Below are 19899 nucleotides of genomic sequence, written 5' to 3' on the forward strand. Positions count from 1 at the left end.
GTGCCTTTGTGGTTCCCAGAGGTTAAGAACATGAGTGAATTTGATTTTGCACATACATCCGACGTAGATGAGTTTGATGCTGGTTACAAGGCGTTCAAGGCAGGCACGATGTCCGAAGAGCGCTTTACGCCGTTTCGCCTGCAGATGGGTGTTTATGGCCAGCGCCAGGAAGGTGTGCAGATGGTGCGTGTCAAGCTGCCTGGCGGCAACCTGACTCCGGATCAGCTGGATGTGATCGGCGACTGTGTGGCGGATTATGCAGGCCGCTTGCCGACCGACGGCACATTGAGTGTGGCGCCGGAGAAATTCGCTCATGTGACCACCCGTCAGGATATTCAGGCCAACTTCGTATCTCTGGATGATGTGCCTGCGTTTCTGCGCAGGCTGGATGCTGCAGGGCTTACCACGCGTGAAGCCTGCGGTAATACGATACGCAATGTCTCCACCTGCTTTCTGGCCGGTTCCTGCCCTGCTGAGCATGCGGATGTATCGGTACATGCCCGCCGTTTCGCCGAATATTTTTTGCGTCACCCACTGGCTCAGCAGTTCCCGCGCAAATTCAAGGTGAACTTCTCCGGCTGCGCCACTGATTGCGGCCTTGGCGGTATGCATGATATCGGTTTTATTGCCACCGAGCAGAACGGTGTAAAAGGTTTCAAGGTATGGGCTGCCGGTGGTTTATCGTCCCAGCCGATGAGTGCACTGCTGCTCGAAGAGTTTATTGAAGAGTCACAGATTCTGCTGGTTGGTGAAGCGCTGATGCGCATGCACTTTAAGTTTTCCGACCGCAAACGGCGTGCCCGCGCCCGCATGAAATATGTGGCGCAGAAACTCGGTGCCGAAGGCTTTATTGAGGAGTATCGCAAGCAGCGTGCCGTAATTGAAAGTACCCATGCCGATGATGCAGGCTATCCTGAAGCAAACTGGCGTACACCAACCGGCGCGCTGCCGCATTCCGATTCCGGTGTGGTGGATCAGCATAATGGTCAGCAGGCGATCCTGCTCAATCTGTTTCGTGGCGACCTGACTCCGGCACAGTGCCATGCAGTAGCCAATGCCGCACGTGCGGCCGGTACTGAAAGCTTGCGCGTAACGACCGAGCAGGGCGTGGTCATTGCCGATGTGGATGCTGCGAATGTGGCTGCTGCACAGAAAGTACTGAATGACGCAGGGCTCTCGACCGACTATGCCCGTGGCATTGCCGATGTGGTGGCCTGTCCGGGTACGGAAACCTGCCGGCTCGGCATTACCTCCAGCCGCGGTCTGGCAGAAGCGTTGCAGCCGATGATGGCGGACCTGAAAAAGGATCCGACACTGGCCGGTATTACCGTCAAGGCTTCCGGCTGCCAGCACTCCTGTGGGCGCCATCATATTGCAGACCTGGGTTTTCACGGCATGGCCAAGAAAGTTGCCGGTCAGGCTGTGCCTCACTACCAGTTGCACGTCGGTGGTTCCGGCGTTGGCGGCTCTCCACTGGCATTTGCAACCGATCCGGTGCCGGCAAAATATGCACCTGAGGCCGGTATTGCCGTACTCAATGCCTACAAGGATGGGCGCGATGCCGATGAATCCGTGCATGACTGGGCATCCCGTATCGGCAAGGATGGTATTGCCGCCATTCTGGCGCCGTTTGCTGCCGATGCCGGTGAGGTGGAAGGTCTGATCTACGATTGGAGCGAAAACGAGGCATTCAACACCAAGGGCAACAAGAAGGGCGAATGTGCCGGTGCCGTGTTGTCGATGTCCGATGCACTGATCTCCGAAGCCGAGTACGAGCTGTTGCTGGCCCGTGCGCATACCGATGCAATGTTCTGGGCTGAAGCTGCTACAGCGCTGCGCCGCTCTGCTATCTCCACGGCACGTGCATTTCTGGTGGCATATGGCGAAGCGCCGGAAGATGATGCTCTGGTGTTCGGTTTGTTGATGGGGAACGCTACCTCCGATGCCGAAGTCATGACCGGTTTTAACGCCGTACAGTCGGCTCTGATGAATATCGACCTGGGTAATCCGGGGCCGGGTGTTACGAGTCTGAAGCGTGTTCAGAGTGACTGGCTGGCTTTGGCCCAGGTCCGTTTCGCAGCCGTACCTGCGGATGTACCCGTGCAGGAAGCGGTGGTTGAACCGGAGCCGGCGGTTGCTGCCGGCATGGTGGAGCTGGATCTTTCCGGCGTGGCTTGCCCGATGAATTTCGTCAAAACTAAAATCAAGCTATCCACGATGCCGGTTGGCGCCCAGCTGGCTGTCATCCTTGATGATGGTGCTCCGATTAACAATGTGCCGCTTTCTCTTGAAGAGCAGGGCCAGAAGATTCTGGTTAAAGAGAAACTGTCTGCCACCCAGTGGCGCATTGTCGTCGAGAAATCGTCACAGATCTGATGCATTCGACAGACCTTCATCCCTTTGCTAACTCCGGGCGTACCAAGCTGTCTCTGGTTAGCCGGGGGGTGGCACTGCCGGAAGGTCTGCCGGAATCATCACGTTGGATTGCACAGGCGAATGCGACGGAATCGGTTATCGATATCCGTCTCTCATCGGGGCATCTCTGTACGGTGCCTGTGGGGCAGCCGTATACAGAGCGCAGCACCTATAAACTGCTTTCGGATGATGAAGGTTTTTATCTGGACTGTGCGGGTGAATCCGAACGGGTGGAGCTGGTAGAGACCCCCGCTTTTTACCGTAAGAAAACCAGAAGTGGTGCACGTATGGGCAATATATCGTCGCTGCATGATCGGTTGCTGATGCTATATCCGACCATGGGCTGTGGTTTTTTTGCCATACCGGGAGCGGCCTGCCAGTACTGCCAGTATGATTCGATGCTCAATGAAGACGAGCCGCCGATGCGTGATCCGCTGGAGTTGGTGGAGGTGGTGCGTGCAGCGCTGGCCGAGCGCGCAATTGATACAGTCTACCTCTATAACGGCTTTTCACCGGCACCGGATGTGGGGCTTTCGCGGCTGTTGCCGGTTATTGCCTTGTTGCGCAGGCATCTGCCTCATCAGCAGATTGCGTTGGAAACCGTCGCTCCGCATGATCTCAAGATCATTGATGAGCTCTACGATGCCGGGCTGGATATTTTTGTCTGTAATCTGGAAGTTGCTGACACAGCACGTTTTGCAGCAACCTGTCCGGGCAAGGCGAGCCATGGCGGGCAGTCCCGTATTTGGGAAGCGCTTCGTCATGCGCGCTCGGTATTTCGCCCGGGTACAGTGGTGAGCCATCTGATTGTCGGGCTGGAGCCCTTGCAATCAACGATCGCCGGCATGAAAGAGCTGGTCCATGCCGGTGTGGTTCCGTTGTTGATCCCCTTTCGTCCGCTGCCCGGCACGCCGTTAAAGGATCAGCCGCTGCCCAGTCTGGACGATGTTGAACAGGCGCTGCTCAGTCACTCGGAGCTGGTGATCTCGTCTGCACTGCCGACGCACAGGCTGCGTGATATGGGGCGTGTGCTTACCCCGATGGAGAGCAGGGTGCTTGATGGTATCGAGCCATCACTGCAGCAGCGGTTTGTTATTTCATCCGTCGGCCGGAAGATCGAGGGCTGGTTTGACAGCCTGCGTCGCCATGTCTTGCTGAGCTACAAGCAACAGGGCCACCTTGAGCATACGCAACATGCCGGGAAACGGCAGCCGGCATCGTCTCTGTTGATGCGCCAGAGTGTCCCGTTTGTGCTGATGGCACTTATTGTCGTTACGGCTTACAGCCTGCTCAAGCTGCCTGCACCTGCAGGTCTTACCGAGGCCGGTTGGCACTCGCTGCTTGTCTTCGGGGTGTGCCTTGTGCTGTGGGTCAGCCAGTTGCTACCGCTCTCTGTGACCTCCCTGCTGGGCATGGCGCTTCTGCCTCTGGTCGGCGCAATGAGTTCGGCCGATGTCTATGCGCTGTTCGGTAATACGGCCGTGTTCTTTATTCTCGGCGCTTTTATTCTGGCGGCAGGCATTATGAAGTCGGGGCTCTCCGAGCATGTCGCACTGGCTGTGTTTAAACGATTTAATGCAAGCTCGCGTAAACTGCTCTTGAGTATGCTGTTGCTACCTGCACTTATGGCCTGTTTCATGCCAGAGCATGCCGTGGCTGCTGTTTTACTGCCGATTGTGTGGAGTATTGTACAGGGACTGGGGTTGAAGCCGGGCAACCGCTATGCCGCAGCTATTTTTCTTGCCATGGCCTGGGGAGCGGTGATTGGCGGTGTGATGACGCTGCTTGGCGGTGCTCGGGGGCCATTGGCCATGGCGATAGTCGGGGAGATGACCGGTAAAGGTTTCTCTTTTGTCGACTGGACGCTGGCGGCGGCTCCCATGGTGATCGGTATGTTACTTGTTGCGGTCGTCATACTATTGAAGCTGGTGCCGCATGACGGGATCGATATGCAGGGGGCCAGCCTCCGGATTGAGAAGCGGCAACTGGAGCTCGGCCATATGGACGTGCGCGGCAAGGCTATGTCGGTGCTGATGCTGGTGACAATGATGGCGTGGATATTTCTTGGAGACAGGTTCGGACTTGCCACGATCGCACTGGTTGCCGTCGTAGCTATGTTTGCGTTGCGGATTGTAGGCTGGAAAGAGATACAGTCGCACATCGACTGGGGCGTGGTGCTGATGTACGGCGGTGCTATTGCCATTGCCACGTCGCTGCAAAAGACAGGCGCTGCTGAATGGGTGGCCACGTCCTTCTGGCCGGATGGGGTGGCCGGTGTTGCTATCCTGATTTTGATTGCGCTGTTCACGATGCTGCTTACCGAGGGCATCAGCAATTCGGCAGCTGTGGCCATTATGCTGCCGATTGCGATTCCGATGGGTACGCTCTCCGGTATTGACCCGATTACCACGGCTCTCGCTGTCGGCATCGTTTCCGGTTTTGCCTTTATGTTGCCGATGGGGACGCCGCCCAATGCCATGGTTTATGGCACCGGGTATGTCCGCCTGGGAGATATGATCCGCTTTGGTAGTATATTGCTGTTCTCCACGCTGGTACTGTTTGCTCTGACTGCTTATTTCTGGTGGCCACTCTGGGGCTTTGCGGTATGACGATGGTTGATGATCTGGTGCAGCAAAAGGTTGATGCAAGCCTTCTGTTGTTGCGAGAGGCTGTTGCCCGCTACGGGGACAGGGTTGTCTATGCCAGCAGCCTGGGCTCACAGGCGATGGTACTGATTGATCTGATCTGTCGTTACACACCCGGCCTTCGCATAGTGACTCTGGATACAGGGCGTTTGCCGCAGCAGACATATGACCTGATGGATCTACTGCGTGAGCGCTATGGCCCGGTTCTGAATGTACTCTTTCCCGATGCGGGTGAGGTAAGGGCGATGGTGGATGAGCACGGTGTAAATCTGTTTTACCGCGCTGTGGCCAATCGAAAGTTATGCTGTGCCGTGCGCAAGGTGCATCCATTGCAGAAGGAATTGTCAGGCATGCAGGCGTGGATTACAGGTCGCCGAAGGGATCAGGCAAACCGGTCGCAGATCACTCCGGTTGAGGATGATCCGGTATACGGATTGAAAAAGTATAACCCGATGCTCGATTGGACGGAGGCAGATATCTGGGCCTATATCCGGGCTCATGACCTGCCGTATAACAGCCTGCATGACAGCCATTATCTGTCCATCGGTTGTGCCTGCTGTACGCGTGCAATCAGCGTGGGAGAGGACCCTCGATCAGGTCGCTGGTGGTGGGAAAACGAAGACACACTGGCAGAATGCGGCCTGCATGTGAGCTCTCTGGCCAGGCCGGGTGAGGGTGAATCCGGTGAAGGAATTTAACATTGAATAGTACAGGCGATCCATGTCAGCGTGGAGCCTGTAAACAGGAAATGGTGGAAATAATGTCAGAACACAAGTTAACGCAATTAAAAGCACTGGAAGCCGAGTCCATTCACATCATCCGTGAAGTGGTGGCGGAGTTCCGCAACCCGGTCATGCTCTATTCGGTGGGTAAGGATTCGAGTGTACTGCTGCATCTGGCCCGCAAGGCATTTTATCCGGCGCCGCTGCCGTTTTCGCTACTGCATGTCGACACCGGCTTCAAGTTCAAGGAGATGTACGAATTCCGCGATGCGTTCTGCAAGGAGATCGGAGCGAATCTGATCGTGCGCAGGAATGAGGATGCCATTGCCAAAGGCATGAATCCGAAAGACTTTGGCGTGGCGCGCTGCTGCGGCGCGCTGAAAACGCAGGGGCTGCTTGATGCGCTGGAAGAGGGCGAATATGACGCGGCCTTTGGCGGCGCACGTCGTGATGAGGAGCGCTCCCGCGCCAAGGAGCGTGTATTTTCCATGCGAGATGAATTCGGCCAGTGGGATCCGAAGAACCAGCGTCCCGAGTTGTGGAGCCTCTACAATGGACGTATCCACGATGGTGAATCGGTACGTGTATTCCCGATCTCCAACTGGACGGAGATGGATATCTGGCTCTATATCCGGGAAGAGAAGATCCCGATTGTACCGCTCTATTTTGCCAAAGAGCGACTGATGGTCGAGCGCAAGCATTTGCTGATTCCATACTATGAAGAGATGAAGGATCAGTTGTTGGAGGGCGAAGAGCCGAAGATGGTCATGAGCCGTTTTCGTACGCTGGGCTGCAGCCCCTGTACCGGCGCGATCCGTTCGGACGCCGTCAATATGGATGAAATAGTTATTGAAGCAGCAGCATCACGCCGCTCGGAGCGCGAGACACGTATCATTGATCACGGTTCCAATTCGATGGAAGACAAGAAAAAAGAAGGTTATTTCTAATGACTGAAGCTAATTTTAAACTGGTTGAAGAAGTTGAGCTGCTGCGTCTGGTAACGGTTGGCAGTGTGGATGACGGTAAATCAACATTGATCGGTCGCCTGCTGGTGGATACCAAAGGTGCGTTTGAAGATCAGTTACTGGCTGTGCGTAAGCAGAAAGGTCTGGATAGCATTGCAACCGCTGCCGATATCGATCTGGCCATGCTGACTGACGGCTTGTCAGCCGAGCGCGAGCAGGGCATCACCATTGATGTGGCATACCGCTACTTTGCCACGCCGAAACGCAAGTTTATTATGGCCGATTGCCCGGGTCATGAGCAGTACACCCGCAATATGGTGACCGGTGCCTCGACTGCCAGTGCTGCCATTATTCTGATTGATGCGCGTAGCGGTGTCATGCCGCAAACCAAGCGTCACACGCATATTCTCGGCTTGCTGGGTATCCCGCATCTGATTGTGGCGGTAAACAAGATGGACCTGGTCGACTTCGATCAGGCTGTTTTCGAGCAGATTCGCGCAGAGATGAACGAATACTGTGCCAAACAGGGCGTGAAGGATCTGATCTGTATTCCGATATCGGCGCTCGATGGTGATATGGTAGCCGTGCGCGGCAATAATCTGGACTGGTACGAAGGCAAGACACTGCTGGAAACACTGGAGTCGCTGCCCACACTGGGTGATGTTGACCGCCTGCCCTTCCGCCTGCCTGTGCAGTTGGTGAACCGCCCGCAGACGACGGAGCTACCCGATTACCGCGGATTTATGGGTACGATCGCTTCCGGTACCATCCGGGTCGGTGACGAAATCATTGCGGTACCCAGTGGCAATACCTCGACAGTCAAAGAGATTGTCACCTTTGATGGCAATCTGCAGGAGGCGTTTGCGCCTCAGAGCGTGACACTGACGCTCAATGATAATATCGATATTTCGCGTGGCGACATGATTACCCGGGTCGGTGAAAAAACAGGTGATTCCAAAGATCTGACAGCCAATGTCTGCTGGATCGGCGATGAGCCTTTGAGTGCGCGCAAGAAGTATATCATCAAGCATACGACGAACTCGGTGAAAGCCATGGTATCGAGTGTCGATTTCAAGACCGATATCCATACGCTGGATCACCTGGATGCTGATGAGCTGGCGATGAACGAAATCGGTCGTATCACCTTTAAACTGCAGAAGCCGCTGCACTATGACAGCTATGCGGATAACCGGGCGACCGGCAGCTTTATCCTGATTGATACCTTTACCAACAACACTGTTGGTGCCGGTATGATTGTCTGAATGATAAGCGGGTAGATTGAACCGACATGGAGCAACGAGGAAAAACGCTGCTGCACTGGTTGGGCGTGGATATGATCCATGTTGGACATGCCGAACGTTTGATCGCAGCTGCCGGTGCGCTGATTGGTATCGCCTGCTGTTGGAATGTCAGCCTGTATTTTGTCGGCCATGAATCGGCGACGCTGATCATCGCCTCGGTTGGCGCCGGTGCGGTGCTGCTGTTTGGTGTGCCACACGGCGCATTGTCGCAACCATGGCCTGCCACGGGAGGCCATCTGCTTTCGGCGATCGTTGGCGTCAGCTGTGCCCGATGGATCGAGCCGACATGGCTGGCCGGGTCCGTCGCTGTCGGGTTGGCCGTGCTGGTGATGCATTATGCCCGATGCCTGCATCCGCCTGGCGGCGCCACGGCACTGATTGCGGTAGTAGGGGGGCAGGATATCCATGCGTTGGGTTATGCCTATGTGTTGGAGCCGGTGATGCTTAATGCACTGATCTTGCTGTGTGTTGCCTTACTGTTTAATAACCTTGTTGCCAGTCGCAGTTATCCGGCTGCCTGGGTCAGGGCGGTCGCGAAGCCGTCACAGGTATCTGCATCAGGCAGGATTATGCCCGAGCATGTGCGTGCCGCACTGGCCGAAATGGATATGGTTGAGGATATCAGCGAAGAAGATTTGTTGGTTATCATTGCCAGAGCCGAGTTCTATGCATCCGGACAGGGTAAGGCAGCTGAACACGTCAAGCAGTAGAAAACTCTGTAGTGAGTGTCAGCGGATACGGCCCTTGAGTTGCTGGCTGCTGAAGGGGCCAGCCTCTGCAATGAGAGCACGCGCGGTCTCCATGTGTCCCCATGTGTTCCACAGCAATACGCCGCGGACGCGTTTTTCTTTCAGGTAATATATCACGCCCTTGCGGAACGGCTCCTGCCAGTCCTCGACCAATTCCATGCCGGCATCCAGCTCACCCACTGCCTCATATCCGAGGTCAAACAGGTCGGTATAAAAAAACGGTAAATGATCATAGGGGACGGCATCGCCCGCCATGTTTCTGCCGGCTGTTTCTCCCATGACATTGGCGTTGTCTTCGTGTTCGACCCGCATCCTGTTGCCGAGGGCAGGGTTGAAAAAATTGGCTGCGTCGCCCGCCGCATATATGGCGGGATCACTGGTGTGCAGGAAGTCATCGACGAGTATGCCGTTGTCCACCTTGAGCCCCGCCGCCTCAGCCAGCCCGCTGTTAATCTGAATGCCGATTCCCACAACCACGCCGTCAACGTCCAGTGTTTCGCCTGCCTGGGTGTTGAGTGTATAGCCATCGCTATGCTGTGTAATGGCATCAACTGTTTGGCCGGCAAGCATGTTGATGCCTTTCTCCTGATAATAGCGGTTGAGAAAATGCGCCAATGCCTCGGGATAGATGCGTGCACCGATGGCAGCCTCAGGATAGATCATTGTCACCTTGTTACCGTTGATGGTCAGTGCAGCGGCGATCTCGGAGCCGATAAAACCGCCACCGATCACGGCAAAGTGTTGGCCTGCTTCCGCTCTCGATTTCAGTTGCAGATAGTCATCGAGTTCGCGGAAATAGATCACTCCATCCACATCCCAGGGCAGGTGACGAGCGACGCCACCCGTGGCCAGTAGCAGATTGTCGTAGCCATAGACTGTGCCCAGATCATCCACGACCTGCTTGTTTTGGCGATCAATGCGGATAATGGATGTGGACTGGTGCAGATCAATATGTTGCATATCGATCTTTATCCATACCTTGTCGTAAGATATGCCTTTCCACAGTGCCTTGGAGAGGAACGGGCGTTTGTAAGGGGGGTGGGGTTCATCTGTGATGATGCCGATCCTGCCTGTGGGGTCCTGCTTGCGGATGCCTCGTATGGCTGCTGCACCGGTGATGCCGGCACCAATGATCAGGTACGGGTAATGTAGCATCTTCCCTCCTCTTGCAGCATTCGGGTCAGTTGTTGACGATGGCCGGCACAGGGTATGGGTGCTGTATGCTTTGCCGGCCGTTTATAGCATATGCGGCATGCTTTGTTTCAGACGAGCGACGACATGCTGTTGATGTGTCGGGCTGAAGTCGCGCAGGCCGCTGAAGAGTTCAGAGAATATAACCTTGCCGGAGAAGAGCAGCGGCACAGTGGCAATCAGACCGGTAAAGCCGAAGTAGTAACCGGCCAGGGATACGCTGAGCATGACGGTGACCGGGTGCAGGTTGGCAGATTTGGCTATGACGCGCGGCAGGATATAAGCGGTATCTACCAGCTGGGCTGCGAAAACGACAGCCAGTGCAAGAATCATTGAAGTCAAATCCGGCTTATCGGAAAGCAATACAACCAGTACCGGCGGTATTTTTGCCAGTGCAATGCCGAAGATAGGGATCAGGTTGAGTAGTCCGGTCAGAATGCCGAGCAACGGTGCGAAATCAATGCCGGCCAGCCAGAAGCCGGCGGTGCAGATTAGTGTAATGCAAACCATCTGAATGGTAATGCCTCTGAGATAGGCGTGCAGTTGTGAGCTGGTGGCGTTGTAGATCATCCAGCCCAGTTCGAAGTAGCGGTTGGGCAGGAGTTGCATGGCCTGATTACGTAATGAGCGAAAGTCGCGCAGCAGGAAGAAGGTGATCAGCGGTACCAGAAACAGGGAAAAAGCCACATCATCAAAATAGGATGTTACCGTTGCCTGCATGGTATCCAGGGAGTGGGTGACACTGTTGACCAGTTGAGCTGCCGTCTCCGCAGGATTAAAGCTGATATCCAGATAGCCAGTGGTAAAGGTATTCACCTGTAGCAGCAAACGTGTCAGGCGCACGTCGATGCTGCCGGTGCGAGTGGAGAGTTGATCGAGCTGAGCGGCAATCAACGGATAGAGCAGGGCACCCATCAGCAGGACAAAGGTAACGATGACGGTCATCACCATGACTACCGCTTGGGTGGGAGAGACGCCGCGGCGAATCAGATAGCTGGTCGTGGGAAACATCGCGGCGTAAAGCAGCGTGGCAACCAGCAGGGTGAACAGGAGGGGGTAAAACAGTGAAGCGGTCAGTGCCAGCGCAGTGACCAGCACGGAAAAAATAACAGAAGCCTGTAGCAGAGGGTGACTCAGCATGGTTGACTCACGAATCATCTAACGGAGAGGCAGTTTCTATCACTTCCAGGTTTCTCTCCATCAGTCGTTCGGCCAGCATGGTGGAGAGGTTAATCAGAAAATGGGATGCCTCCCTCGGTCTGCGCTCGATCCACTCATCCATATCGGAGCGCAGAAAGAAGACCAGACGACAATCTTTGCTGGCAATAGCCTGAGCGGTACGCGGTAATGGGGTCGCAAGTGAGACCTCTCCGAAAATATCACCGTGATGCAGTCTGGTCAGTTCCACGGTATCGGCCATGATCAATACCTCGCCGTCGAGAATCAGCATGGCGCTTGCACCGGCATGCGCCATCTCGAAGATGACTTCACCGCGCTGATACGTGCGCGGGTGCATATGGGATACAATATGCTGAACCGAGCGTTCGGCGATGCCTTCAAACAGACAGTGATCCAGACACAGTCGGGTGGCTTCCTCCACCCAGGCTACTTTTTTCCTGAACGGTCTGCTCCAGATGCGATTTAGTCGATTATCATCAGAGTCGGTAGTCATGGCTATTATTTTATATCCCTGCGCCAAAGCTGACGCGATCACTGCCGGCAAAGACCGGCGTGCTGAGGTACTTTTCTCCGCCATCCGGAAAAATGATGACAATGTTTCCCGACTCACCGCTAGCTGCCAGTTTTTCTCCTGTTACCAGAGCGGCAGCCAGTGCGCAGCCACATGACAGACCGGAGAGAATACCTTCCTCCCGTGCCAGTCGCTGGGTCAGGTCATAAGCGGCATCGGTGCTGATGCCGAGCAGCTCATCGTAAACGGATGGATCGTAAATGCCCGGTACAATGCCGGAGTCGATATGCTTTAGCCCTTCAATGCCGTGGAAAGGGGAGTCGGGCTCGGCGGCGATAACCTGTATGTCGGGATTCATGCGCTTGAGGTAGCGACCTGTGCCGACCAGCGTGCCGGAGGTGCCGAGCGATGCGATAAAGTGGGTCAGCTTTCCATCCGTATCGCGCCAGATTTCCGGACCGGTTGATTCCTCATGAGCGCGCGGGTTGGCCGGGTTATTATATTGATCCGGTTTGAAGTAACGCTCGGGGCAATCTTCAAAAATACGTCGCGCTTCCAGAATAGCGCCGTCAGATCCTTCCAGCGGATCGGAAAAAATAAGATCCGCACCGAAAGCCCGACAGATACGCTTACGCTCATCCGATACATTGCCCGGCATCACCAGGCGTACCCGGAATCCCATTGCAGAGCCGATCATGGCCAGTGCAATGCCGGTGTTGCCGGAGGTGGAATCGAGGATGATTTTATCCTTGTTAAGCAAGCCTTTATCCAGACCGTCACGGATCATCCACATCGCCGGACGGTCCTTTACCGAACCACCGGGATTGAATCGTTCCAGCTTGGCCAGAATACGCACATTGTCGGGCAGGTGGCTGGCGATGTTCTGAATCTGCACCAGCGGCGTATTGCCGATCAAATCGAGAATTGCAGTCACTTCATCACCTTTGAATATCCATTTTTCGCCACTCCTGTTTCACCCCAGCTCGGCCACTATAGCAGCTTCATCGCTATCCATAAACGGCCACAGATGCCGCTCTTCCTGCAGCAGGTAGCGCCGCAATCGCTCAGGGTTTACACCCATGTCGCGCAGGCTACGAAGTGTGGTTGAGCCAATGCGTTTGGCAAGTCTTTCTCCGGTCGGCGTTTTCAGTAGGCGGTGGTGCATGTATACAGGTTCCGGAAAGCCCAGGAGCGCCTGTAGCAGACGATGGATGCCGGTGCTGCCTTGCAGATCCTCGCCGCGAATAATATGGGTGACCCCCTGAGCCGCATCATCGACGACTACGGCCAGATGGTAGCTGTAAGCGATATCCTTGCGTCCGATGACGACATCGTGAGGAATAGATGCCGGGTGTAACCGGTTATCCGTATCGTGCCAGCCGGGCAGGCCTCCTATCAGTGCGGCGGCTTTGCCGACATCCAGTCGCCAGGCAAAGGGCTCCTGTTGCATTCGCTCTGTCTGTTCGGGTTCAGGTAGGTGGCGGCAGGTGCCTGGATAGGGCGGGGTGTTATCATCTGCATGCGGAGCTACGCCCATGCGGGCCAGTTCGTTTGCAATGGCTTTGCGGGTGCAGAAGCAGGGATAGATCACGCCCATATGCCTCAGTCTGTCGATAGCCTGCTGGTATTCAGCCAGATGTGCGCTTTGTTTGCGCACCGGCTGCTGCCATATCAGCCCCAGCCAGTTGAGGTCTGTCAGTATGGCTTCGGAGAATGGTGGCTGACAGCGCGTGTGGTCGATATCTTCGATGCGCAGGAGCATGGTTGCACCATGAAGCTTGGCCCAGCTCTCGCAGCAGAGGGCAGCATATGCATTACCTACATGCAGTAGCCCTGTTGGGCTGGGAGCGAAACGTGTTATCGCTTGCACAGAAAAAACGCAGTTGGCTTTAGTCTGTTACCGGAGCGGAAGCCGGTGGTAGCACCAGCGGCTGCCCCGGTTGCATGCGCTCCGGCCGCATCAGCATCTTGATGTCGTCTCCGCTTTGAAACACAAGCTCATCATGCGGGATCAGCGTCTGGCCGTTGCGGACAACAGCAATCGGCTGCACACCGTTCTGGATACGTGCATCGGCCATGCGTACGCCGGCCAGCGGAGAGTCCGGCTCAACCTCTCGGGTTTCGTAGGTCAGGCGTTTGCGGTAGGCCTGATCGTTCCAGTAGGTGAAGCTGTAGGCCTTGGCGAACAGGCGTTTTGCTTGCAACTGATGAATCATGCTGGCGTGTTTTTGTTCATCATTTTCCTGCAGGGCGATATAGATATCCGGTATATGGAACTGTTCATGGGCCAGACGGGCGATCAGCAGATTATGGTCGGATGAGCCGGTCATGATAATTGCGCTGCCGATCTCCTCGGCATGAATAATTTCCCAGTAGAGCGGGTCCAGCGCGTTACCGCATATCGCGTCATAGCCAGATCGTTGCATGGTACTGATTACTTCCGTGTTCAGATCGAGAAAGCGAACCTCCCGGTCTTCGCTCAGCGCACGGCCTACTTCGGCGCCGACCTGACCGCCGCCGATAATCAGTACAGAACGTTCGTCGCCGCCCTCAATACGCAGCCATCGCTTCAACGGGCTGGCCAGAAGGCTGTATACCAGTACCGATGTGATGATAATGATATAGACCAGCGCCATCAGCATCTCGGACTGGTGGGGATGACCCTTTTCCTGCAAAATCAGGGCAAACAGCGAGGTGATGGCGGCAGCCACCATGCCGCGAGGGGCCATGCCGGCCAGATATATACTCTCATTCAGATTCAGACGGCTGCCAGGGGTGGAAAAGAGGATAATCAACGGTCGCACCAGCAGAGCCAGAATGGCAAACAGAACGAGCCCCTGCCACAGGTAGGCTTGCATGACAGCCAGATTCATCTGTGCTGCCAGCAGCACGAAGAGTACGGATATCAGCAGCATGGAGAGGCTGCCTTTAAAATGTTTCAAACGCTGGATATCGGGGATATCCATGCGCTGGATTGTGGCGCCCATCATCAACATGGTCAGGAGTCCGGCTTGTGAGCTGATGGTATCGGCGAGAACAAACATGCCCCAGGCACAGGTCAGGGTCAGAATGGTTCTCAGCTCGAAGTCCCTGACCCAGTGGCTGGTCAGTCCCCAGGCGAGCAAGCGACCGCCTGCCAATCCCAGTGCGCTGCCGAGCAGCAGCTTGTAAAACAGAGATACGGCAAAATCCATGCCGGAGAGATTCAGGGTGATCGCTATCTGTAGAAATATAATGGCCAGAATTGCGCCGATAACATCGATCAACATTGCCTCGGCAGTCAGCACATGGGAGATATGGCGACCCAGACGCATCTGGCGCACGATGGGCAGGATCACCGTAGGTCCGCCGACTGAAATCAGTGCGCCGAATAGTAGCGCCACCGGCCAGTCCATGCCGACAATCACATTGGCTGCAACACCGCCGATGAGTATGGTCAACAGCGGTCCCATAATTACCAGTCGGCCCACTACCCAGCCGTTTTCGCGCAGGGCCTTCAGATTCAGGTTCAGCCCACCCTCAAACAGGATAATGGCCAGTCCTAGTTCAACCAGTGTATGCATGGCCGGCTCAATGGTCTCTATGCGCAGGATGTGCAGGCCGAATGGGCCCAGCGCCATGCCGGCCAGCAGCCATAGCAGAATGGGCGGAAAGCGGAATCGACCGGCCAAAATCTGGGCGACAGTGGCGATGACAACGGCAATGACAAAGGTGTTGGTTGGCGTGGTAAACATTGCGGTCAGCATGCCGCCGCTACTGCATTGCGGCAAGCACGATCATCGTCGTTGCACCGATATACTGAACAGTTGCGATGGGTGGCTATAGATTCGAATCAGCATGCTGGTACTTTTTCCAGGTATCCAGAGCCTGTTGCATGCGCGTGGCACGCTTATGCTCGCCCAGGCTGTTCAGCAGATGGATCAGTTGCTGACGTGTTTTAGCGTCAGGCCGGATGGCAAGGCTGTGCTGATAGGATTTCAGCGCAGCCTGCAACTTACCTGCGGCGAACAGGATATCTCCGGACTCTCTCCAGCAAGGGGCACAGTCAGGTAGCAGGTCTATAGCCCGGTCGACCTCTTTAATGCCCTTGTCGTCAATCTGTCGTCGTGATTGAAAACCGGCGAGGCGTAAATGGGCGAAACCATTGAGCGGGTCCGTGGTGACTGCTTTGCGATAGTTTTTCTCCGCGTCATGCATATGGCCTTCGGCTTCAGCTATGGATGCCAGCAGATACCATGGAGCTGCTTCATAACGCAGTTTTCCGGTGGCCTTTTTCAGCCAGCGCTTTGCCTGTACCGTGTTTCCCTCTTGCCGCAGAATAGCGGTAAGGTTGATGACGCTGGGCAGGTGCCATGCGATAGCCAGATTTTCTTCGTACAGTTTGGCCGCTTCCTTTTTCTGACCGATCTGCTGGAGCAGGACGGCCAGATTATAGCGTGCCTCGACATGCTTCGGATGTATGCGCAGCACCTCTGCAAGCGCTCTGCGCGCTTCGGGAATTTGACCTGCTTCGATGAGTTGGGCTGCTTCTTCAAACGGTGTTTTGGCCAGAGATGGCGATGGCGTCGCGTAGAGGGCTACCAGCAGGGCGACTGCATAAAGAGCGGTACGCATGTTATTTGCCGACCGGTTCCAGCCCCATGCTGCCGGTTGTCATCAGCATCTCTTCCATCCGCCTTTGTCTGGCACGACGGTCTGGTTTTACTTCCGGCTTTTCCTTCATCAGTTTCCACGGGTTTCGCCTTACATCATCGGAGAAGGCTGCGAGGTTTTCCGATGCCTGACGTAGTTCGAACAGGGTTCTGTAGATGTTTTCGCGATTATCCAACAGGGATGCGTTCAGGTTTTCAGAGGCCTTTTTTCCCTCTTCGAAGAACTGCCGACCGGCACGGGTGGTCTGGGGCAGCTCTGTTTCCAGCTTCTGCATGATGCGCTGCAGGGATGTGGTGATCTCCCTGACTTGCGTCCGGTTCTCCTTGACCATCATGGTTATTTCCTGTGCGGCGGTGTTGATGTTGGCAACCAGCTGCAGGAAGGACTCGTGTCCCTTGCTGCTCTTGCTTCCTGTAAGGGACTGGGTGAGGGCTCGGACGTCATCGGTGATGCCCGATGCCTTGGCGATAAAGGTGTTGATGTCTCCTGCAGGGTCGGATGGAATAATCGCTCCCTCCGGTAGTATTGTTTTGTCTCCCGCTTTGGCGGTCAATGCAAGGTTCTTCTCACCGACCAGACCGCGGCCGATGATGGTAGCGCGGGTGGAGCCGGGCAGTGTGACGCCCGGGTTCAGGGCGATACGTACCAGTGCACGGTTATTTTTCAGCAGGATTTGCTGTACGACGCCGATTTTTACGCCGGCCATGCGTACAGGGGACTGCACATCCAGCCCCAGCAGATCGTCGAATTCGGCTTCGACGATATGGCCCTGATGACTGGGCCAGACAATATCTCCGATCTTGCCGGTAGCAAAGGCGAGCAGGATCAGGGCAACCAGAACAAAGGCTCCGAGGCGAGCATGTGGGTTCATCGTTGGATAGCCTCCTCTATCTTTTTACCCCAGTGACTGCAGTTGATCGGACCCTGGGCGCGGCCTTCAACAAACTGGCGCAACATCGGATCCTGATCAGAGTCTAGCTCACTGGAGGGAATTTGCCTATGAATGCGGCCGTGGCAGAGCAGAGCAATGTGGTCGCTGATCATCGCAGCGCTTTTCAGGTCATGGGTGATGCTGAGCATCGTAGTGCCGGAATCCTTGTGCAGACGGACGATCAGACGATTAATCACATCCGACATGATCGGGTCCAGTCCTGTGGTTGGTTCGTCGAAAAAGACGATATCCGGCTTATGGCAGATGGTGCGGGCAAGCCCCACGCGTTTGGCCATGCCGCCGGAGAGTTCGGCAGGCATCAGATCGGCGATATCATGCAAGCCGACCCATTCCAGCACCTCAATCGCCCGCTCCCGTGCCTCCTCCTTGCCGGTGTTTTGCTGTAGTAGTGCGAAGGCGACGTTTTCCCAAACGCTCAGTGAGTCAAACAGGGCGGCGCCCTGAAACAGCATGCCGATGCGTCGCATGCGCAGCAGGAGCTCCTGCTCTTCCAGTTGCAGCCAGTTCTCTCCGTCGATCAGGATCTCGCCGCTGTCAGGCTTGATCAGGCCGAGAATACATTTGATCAGCACACTCTTGCCTGAGCCGGACATGCCGATAATGGTTGTGGATTGTCCGGGCATGATGTCCAGATCAACATCTTCAAGTACCACATTGCTGTTAAAGCGCTTGCTTAACCCGCGAATCCGGATGCGGGGCAGCCCGCTGCCGCCGCTCATGCAAACATCCATGCGGTGAGAAAATAGTCGGAGATGAGGATGCTCATGCAGGAGATTACTACCGCACGGGTGGTGGCTGTACCGACGCCTGCCGCGCCGCCTTTACAGTTAAACCCTTCGGTGCAGCCGATGATACCGATCAGTATGCCGAAGAAGCCGGCTTTAACCAGACCGGTATAGAAGTCGGAGAGTTCCATGTACTGGGTGGTGTTTTCAATATAGACCGACGGATTCTGGTCGAGCAGGTAGATACTGATGGCGTAACCGCCGTAAATGCCGATGAAATCGGCCACGACAACCAGCAGCGGCATCATCAGTGTGACGGCGATCAGGCGCGGCATGATCAGATAGCGGACCGGATCGGTGGATAGGGTCCACAACGCATCAATCTGCTCGGTGACGCGCATGGTGCCGAGCTCCGCTGCGAAGGCGGCTCCGACACGGCCTGCAACCATCAGGCCGACCAGCACCGGTCCCAGCTCACGCACCAGCGACATAGATACGACAAGGCCCGTCAGGCTCTCAGCGGCAAAACGATGGAATACGATATAGGATTGCAGAGCCAGTACCATGCCGGTGAACAGGGCGGTCAGCATCACCACCGGCAGTGACTGGACGCCGACCTCTTCGGCCTGCTGCAACAGCATGCGCAGGTGCCAGGGGCGGGAGCTCATGCGCCTGACCGTACCGGCAAATGTACTTGCGTAGAGTCCGATATGGATACAGAGCCCTTCCGTCAACTTGCCGGTTGCAGTCAGTAATTTGATCACACGGGTACTCTGCGAACCCGCTCGCCCACACCTGTGAACAGTGTGTAGCTGATGGTATCGATCATTGATGCCACGTCATTGGCGGCCAGCTCCATGCCCCAGAATTCCACATTATCCCCACTCTGAATATTCGTATCACTGACATTGAGCATAGTATAGTCCATACAGACGCGGCCGGTAACAGGCAGTAACCTGTCGTGGCAGCTGGCCTGCCCGCAGCCGGATAGGGCGCGGGGAATACCATCAGCGTAGCCGGCACTGACGATGGCAATGCGCATGCTGGTTTCGGCGGTGAAAGAGGCCGAGTATGAAACGGTTTCTCCTGCCTTGATGTCGCGCACCTGTATGACTCTGGCCGTCATGCGCATGACCGGTTTGAGTCCCATGGGCTTCTCTGCGACAGGTTCTGCGCCATACAGGGCGATGCCGGGGCGCACGACATCCAGACACTGATCCGGCATGCTGATGATGCCGGCGCTGTTAAGCAGGGAGCGCGGCAGTTGCGGGGCGGCTTGATCACACAGGCTGGCAAAGCGTTCAGCCTGCTGCCGGTTCATCGGGTGTAGCGGGGTGTCGGCACAGGCCAGGTGCGACATAAAGCCTCGAATCTGAATGCCAGCTTGCAGGCACTGCCTGATCAGCACCTGTGGTTCGGCGGCGCCGAGCCGGTTCATACCTGTGTCCACCTTGATCCACGCCGCACCATCAAAATCCGCGGCCTGCAGCATGTCACACTGTGCGCTGTCGCTGATGGTCGGGGTAAGGTGTTCAGTTGTTGCCAGACTCGCATCCCCGGCATCAAAGATGCCGGAGAGCAGTGCAATTTCAGTATCACCTGCCGGGTCATCACTGCGCAATATATTGCGCAGTTTTGCGCCCTCATCGGCATCGGTGACGGCAAACAGACGACAACCGGCCCGGAAGAGGGCGGGCGCAACCAGATTTAGTCCGTGCCCGTAGGCGTTGGCTTTGACCACGGCCATAACGCTGGCGTCTGTAGCAGCTTGTTGCAGCAGTCGGTAGTTATGGCAGAGGTGATCGAGGTTAATCCATGCAATGGCAGGTCGGCTCATGTGTTGAATATTGTCTGAAACTGATGCCGCGTCAAAGGTATATAATTTATAGAG

17 protein-coding genes are annotated in these 19899 nt (G+C 55.7%); 6 read left to right on the forward strand and 11 right to left on the reverse strand.

The genetic code is table 11. The annotated features are described in order from the left end of the window. Nucleotides 1-30 precede the first annotated feature (30 nt). From SPV1_RS06600 to SPV1_RS06625, 6 genes are all read left to right on the forward strand, one after another. A complete protein-coding gene (locus tag SPV1_RS06600; protein ID WP_009850367.1) occupies nt 31-2376 on the forward strand; it encodes a sulfurtransferase TusA family protein in 2346 nt (781 codons plus the stop codon). Next, nucleotides 2376-5024: a DASS family sodium-coupled anion symporter gene (locus SPV1_RS06605; RefSeq protein WP_009850368.1), complete on the forward strand. Its 2649-nt coding sequence runs from the start codon at nt 2376-2378 to the stop codon at nt 5022-5024. Before SPV1_RS06600 ends, SPV1_RS06605 begins: the two co-directional genes overlap by 1 nt. Next, on the forward strand, nt 5021-5758 hold the full coding sequence (locus tag SPV1_RS06610; protein ID WP_009850369.1) for a phosphoadenylyl-sulfate reductase: 738 nt from the start codon (nt 5021-5023) through the stop codon (nt 5756-5758). Before SPV1_RS06605 ends, SPV1_RS06610 begins: the two co-directional genes overlap by 4 nt. 62 nt (nt 5759-5820) lie before the next feature. Then, nucleotides 5821-6729: a sulfate adenylyltransferase subunit CysD gene (gene cysD, locus SPV1_RS06615; protein WP_009850370.1), complete on the forward strand. Its 909-nt coding sequence runs from the start codon at nt 5821-5823 to the stop codon at nt 6727-6729. Further along, the gene (locus SPV1_RS06620; protein WP_009850371.1) at nt 6729-8009 is read left to right on the forward strand and encodes a sulfate adenylyltransferase subunit 1; all 1281 of its coding nucleotides are present in this window, start codon (nt 6729-6731) and stop codon (nt 8007-8009) included. Before cysD ends, SPV1_RS06620 begins: the two co-directional genes overlap by 1 nt. A 26-nt stretch (nt 8010-8035) precedes the next feature. Beyond that, complete coding sequence (locus SPV1_RS06625) at nt 8036-8758, forward strand: HPP family protein (protein WP_009850372.1); 723 nt, start codon at nt 8036-8038, stop codon at nt 8756-8758. A gap of 18 nt (nt 8759-8776) precedes the next feature. Here the strand turns inward: SPV1_RS06625 and SPV1_RS06630 are convergent, their stop codons facing one another. The 11 genes from SPV1_RS06630 to alr form a co-directional block, all read right to left on the reverse strand. Further along, a complete protein-coding gene (locus SPV1_RS06630; protein ID WP_009850373.1) occupies nt 8777-9952 on the reverse strand; it encodes an NAD(P)/FAD-dependent oxidoreductase in 1176 nt (391 codons plus the stop codon). Between the two features lie 81 nt (nt 9953-10033). After that, nucleotides 10034-11146, reverse strand: coding sequence for an AI-2E family transporter (locus SPV1_RS06635; protein WP_009850374.1), 1113 nt, complete (start codon nt 11144-11146; stop codon nt 10034-10036). Beyond that, nucleotides 11136-11660 (reverse strand): cyclic nucleotide-binding domain-containing protein, encoded by a 525-nt coding sequence (locus SPV1_RS06640; RefSeq protein WP_009850375.1) that lies wholly within the window; start codon nt 11658-11660, stop codon nt 11136-11138. The genes SPV1_RS06635 and SPV1_RS06640 overlap by 11 nt, the downstream gene beginning before the upstream one ends. 10 nt (nt 11661-11670) lie before the next feature. Continuing rightward, the gene (locus SPV1_RS06645) at nt 11671-12612 is read right to left on the reverse strand and encodes a PLP-dependent cysteine synthase family protein (protein ID WP_009850376.1); all 942 of its coding nucleotides are present in this window, start codon (nt 12610-12612) and stop codon (nt 11671-11673) included. Between the two features lie 39 nt (nt 12613-12651). Next, nucleotides 12652-13548, reverse strand: a complete 897-nt coding sequence (gene gluQRS, locus SPV1_RS06650; protein ID WP_231288313.1) for a tRNA glutamyl-Q(34) synthetase GluQRS — start codon at nt 13546-13548, stop codon at nt 12652-12654. A 19-nt stretch (nt 13549-13567) separates the two neighbouring features. Beyond that, a complete protein-coding gene (locus SPV1_RS06655; protein WP_009850378.1) occupies nt 13568-15424 on the reverse strand; it encodes a cation:proton antiporter domain-containing protein in 1857 nt (618 codons plus the stop codon). A 73-nt stretch (nt 15425-15497) separates the two neighbouring features. Next, the gene (locus SPV1_RS06660; protein ID WP_009850379.1) at nt 15498-16292 is read right to left on the reverse strand and encodes a tetratricopeptide repeat protein; all 795 of its coding nucleotides are present in this window, start codon (nt 16290-16292) and stop codon (nt 15498-15500) included. Between the two features lies 1 nt (nt 16293). Beyond that, nucleotides 16294-17202: an MlaD family protein gene (locus tag SPV1_RS06665; RefSeq protein ID WP_009850380.1), complete on the reverse strand. Its 909-nt coding sequence runs from the start codon at nt 17200-17202 to the stop codon at nt 16294-16296. Next, complete coding sequence (locus SPV1_RS06670; protein WP_009850381.1) at nt 17199-18002, reverse strand: ABC transporter ATP-binding protein; 804 nt, start codon at nt 18000-18002, stop codon at nt 17199-17201. Before SPV1_RS06670 ends, SPV1_RS06665 begins: the two co-directional genes overlap by 4 nt. After that, entirely contained in the window at nt 17999-18772 is a 774-nt protein-coding gene (locus tag SPV1_RS06675) for an MlaE family ABC transporter permease (RefSeq protein ID WP_009850382.1), read from the reverse strand. The genes SPV1_RS06670 and SPV1_RS06675 overlap by 4 nt, the downstream gene beginning before the upstream one ends. After that, nucleotides 18769-19845: an alanine racemase gene (gene alr, locus SPV1_RS06680; protein WP_009850383.1), complete on the reverse strand. Its 1077-nt coding sequence runs from the start codon at nt 19843-19845 to the stop codon at nt 18769-18771. The genes SPV1_RS06675 and alr overlap by 4 nt, the downstream gene beginning before the upstream one ends. Nucleotides 19846-19899: the final 54 nt, after the last annotated feature.

This window comes from Mariprofundus ferrooxydans PV-1, from assembly GCF_000153765.1.
Taxonomy (GTDB): domain Bacteria; phylum Pseudomonadota; class Zetaproteobacteria; order Mariprofundales; family Mariprofundaceae; genus Mariprofundus; species Mariprofundus ferrooxydans.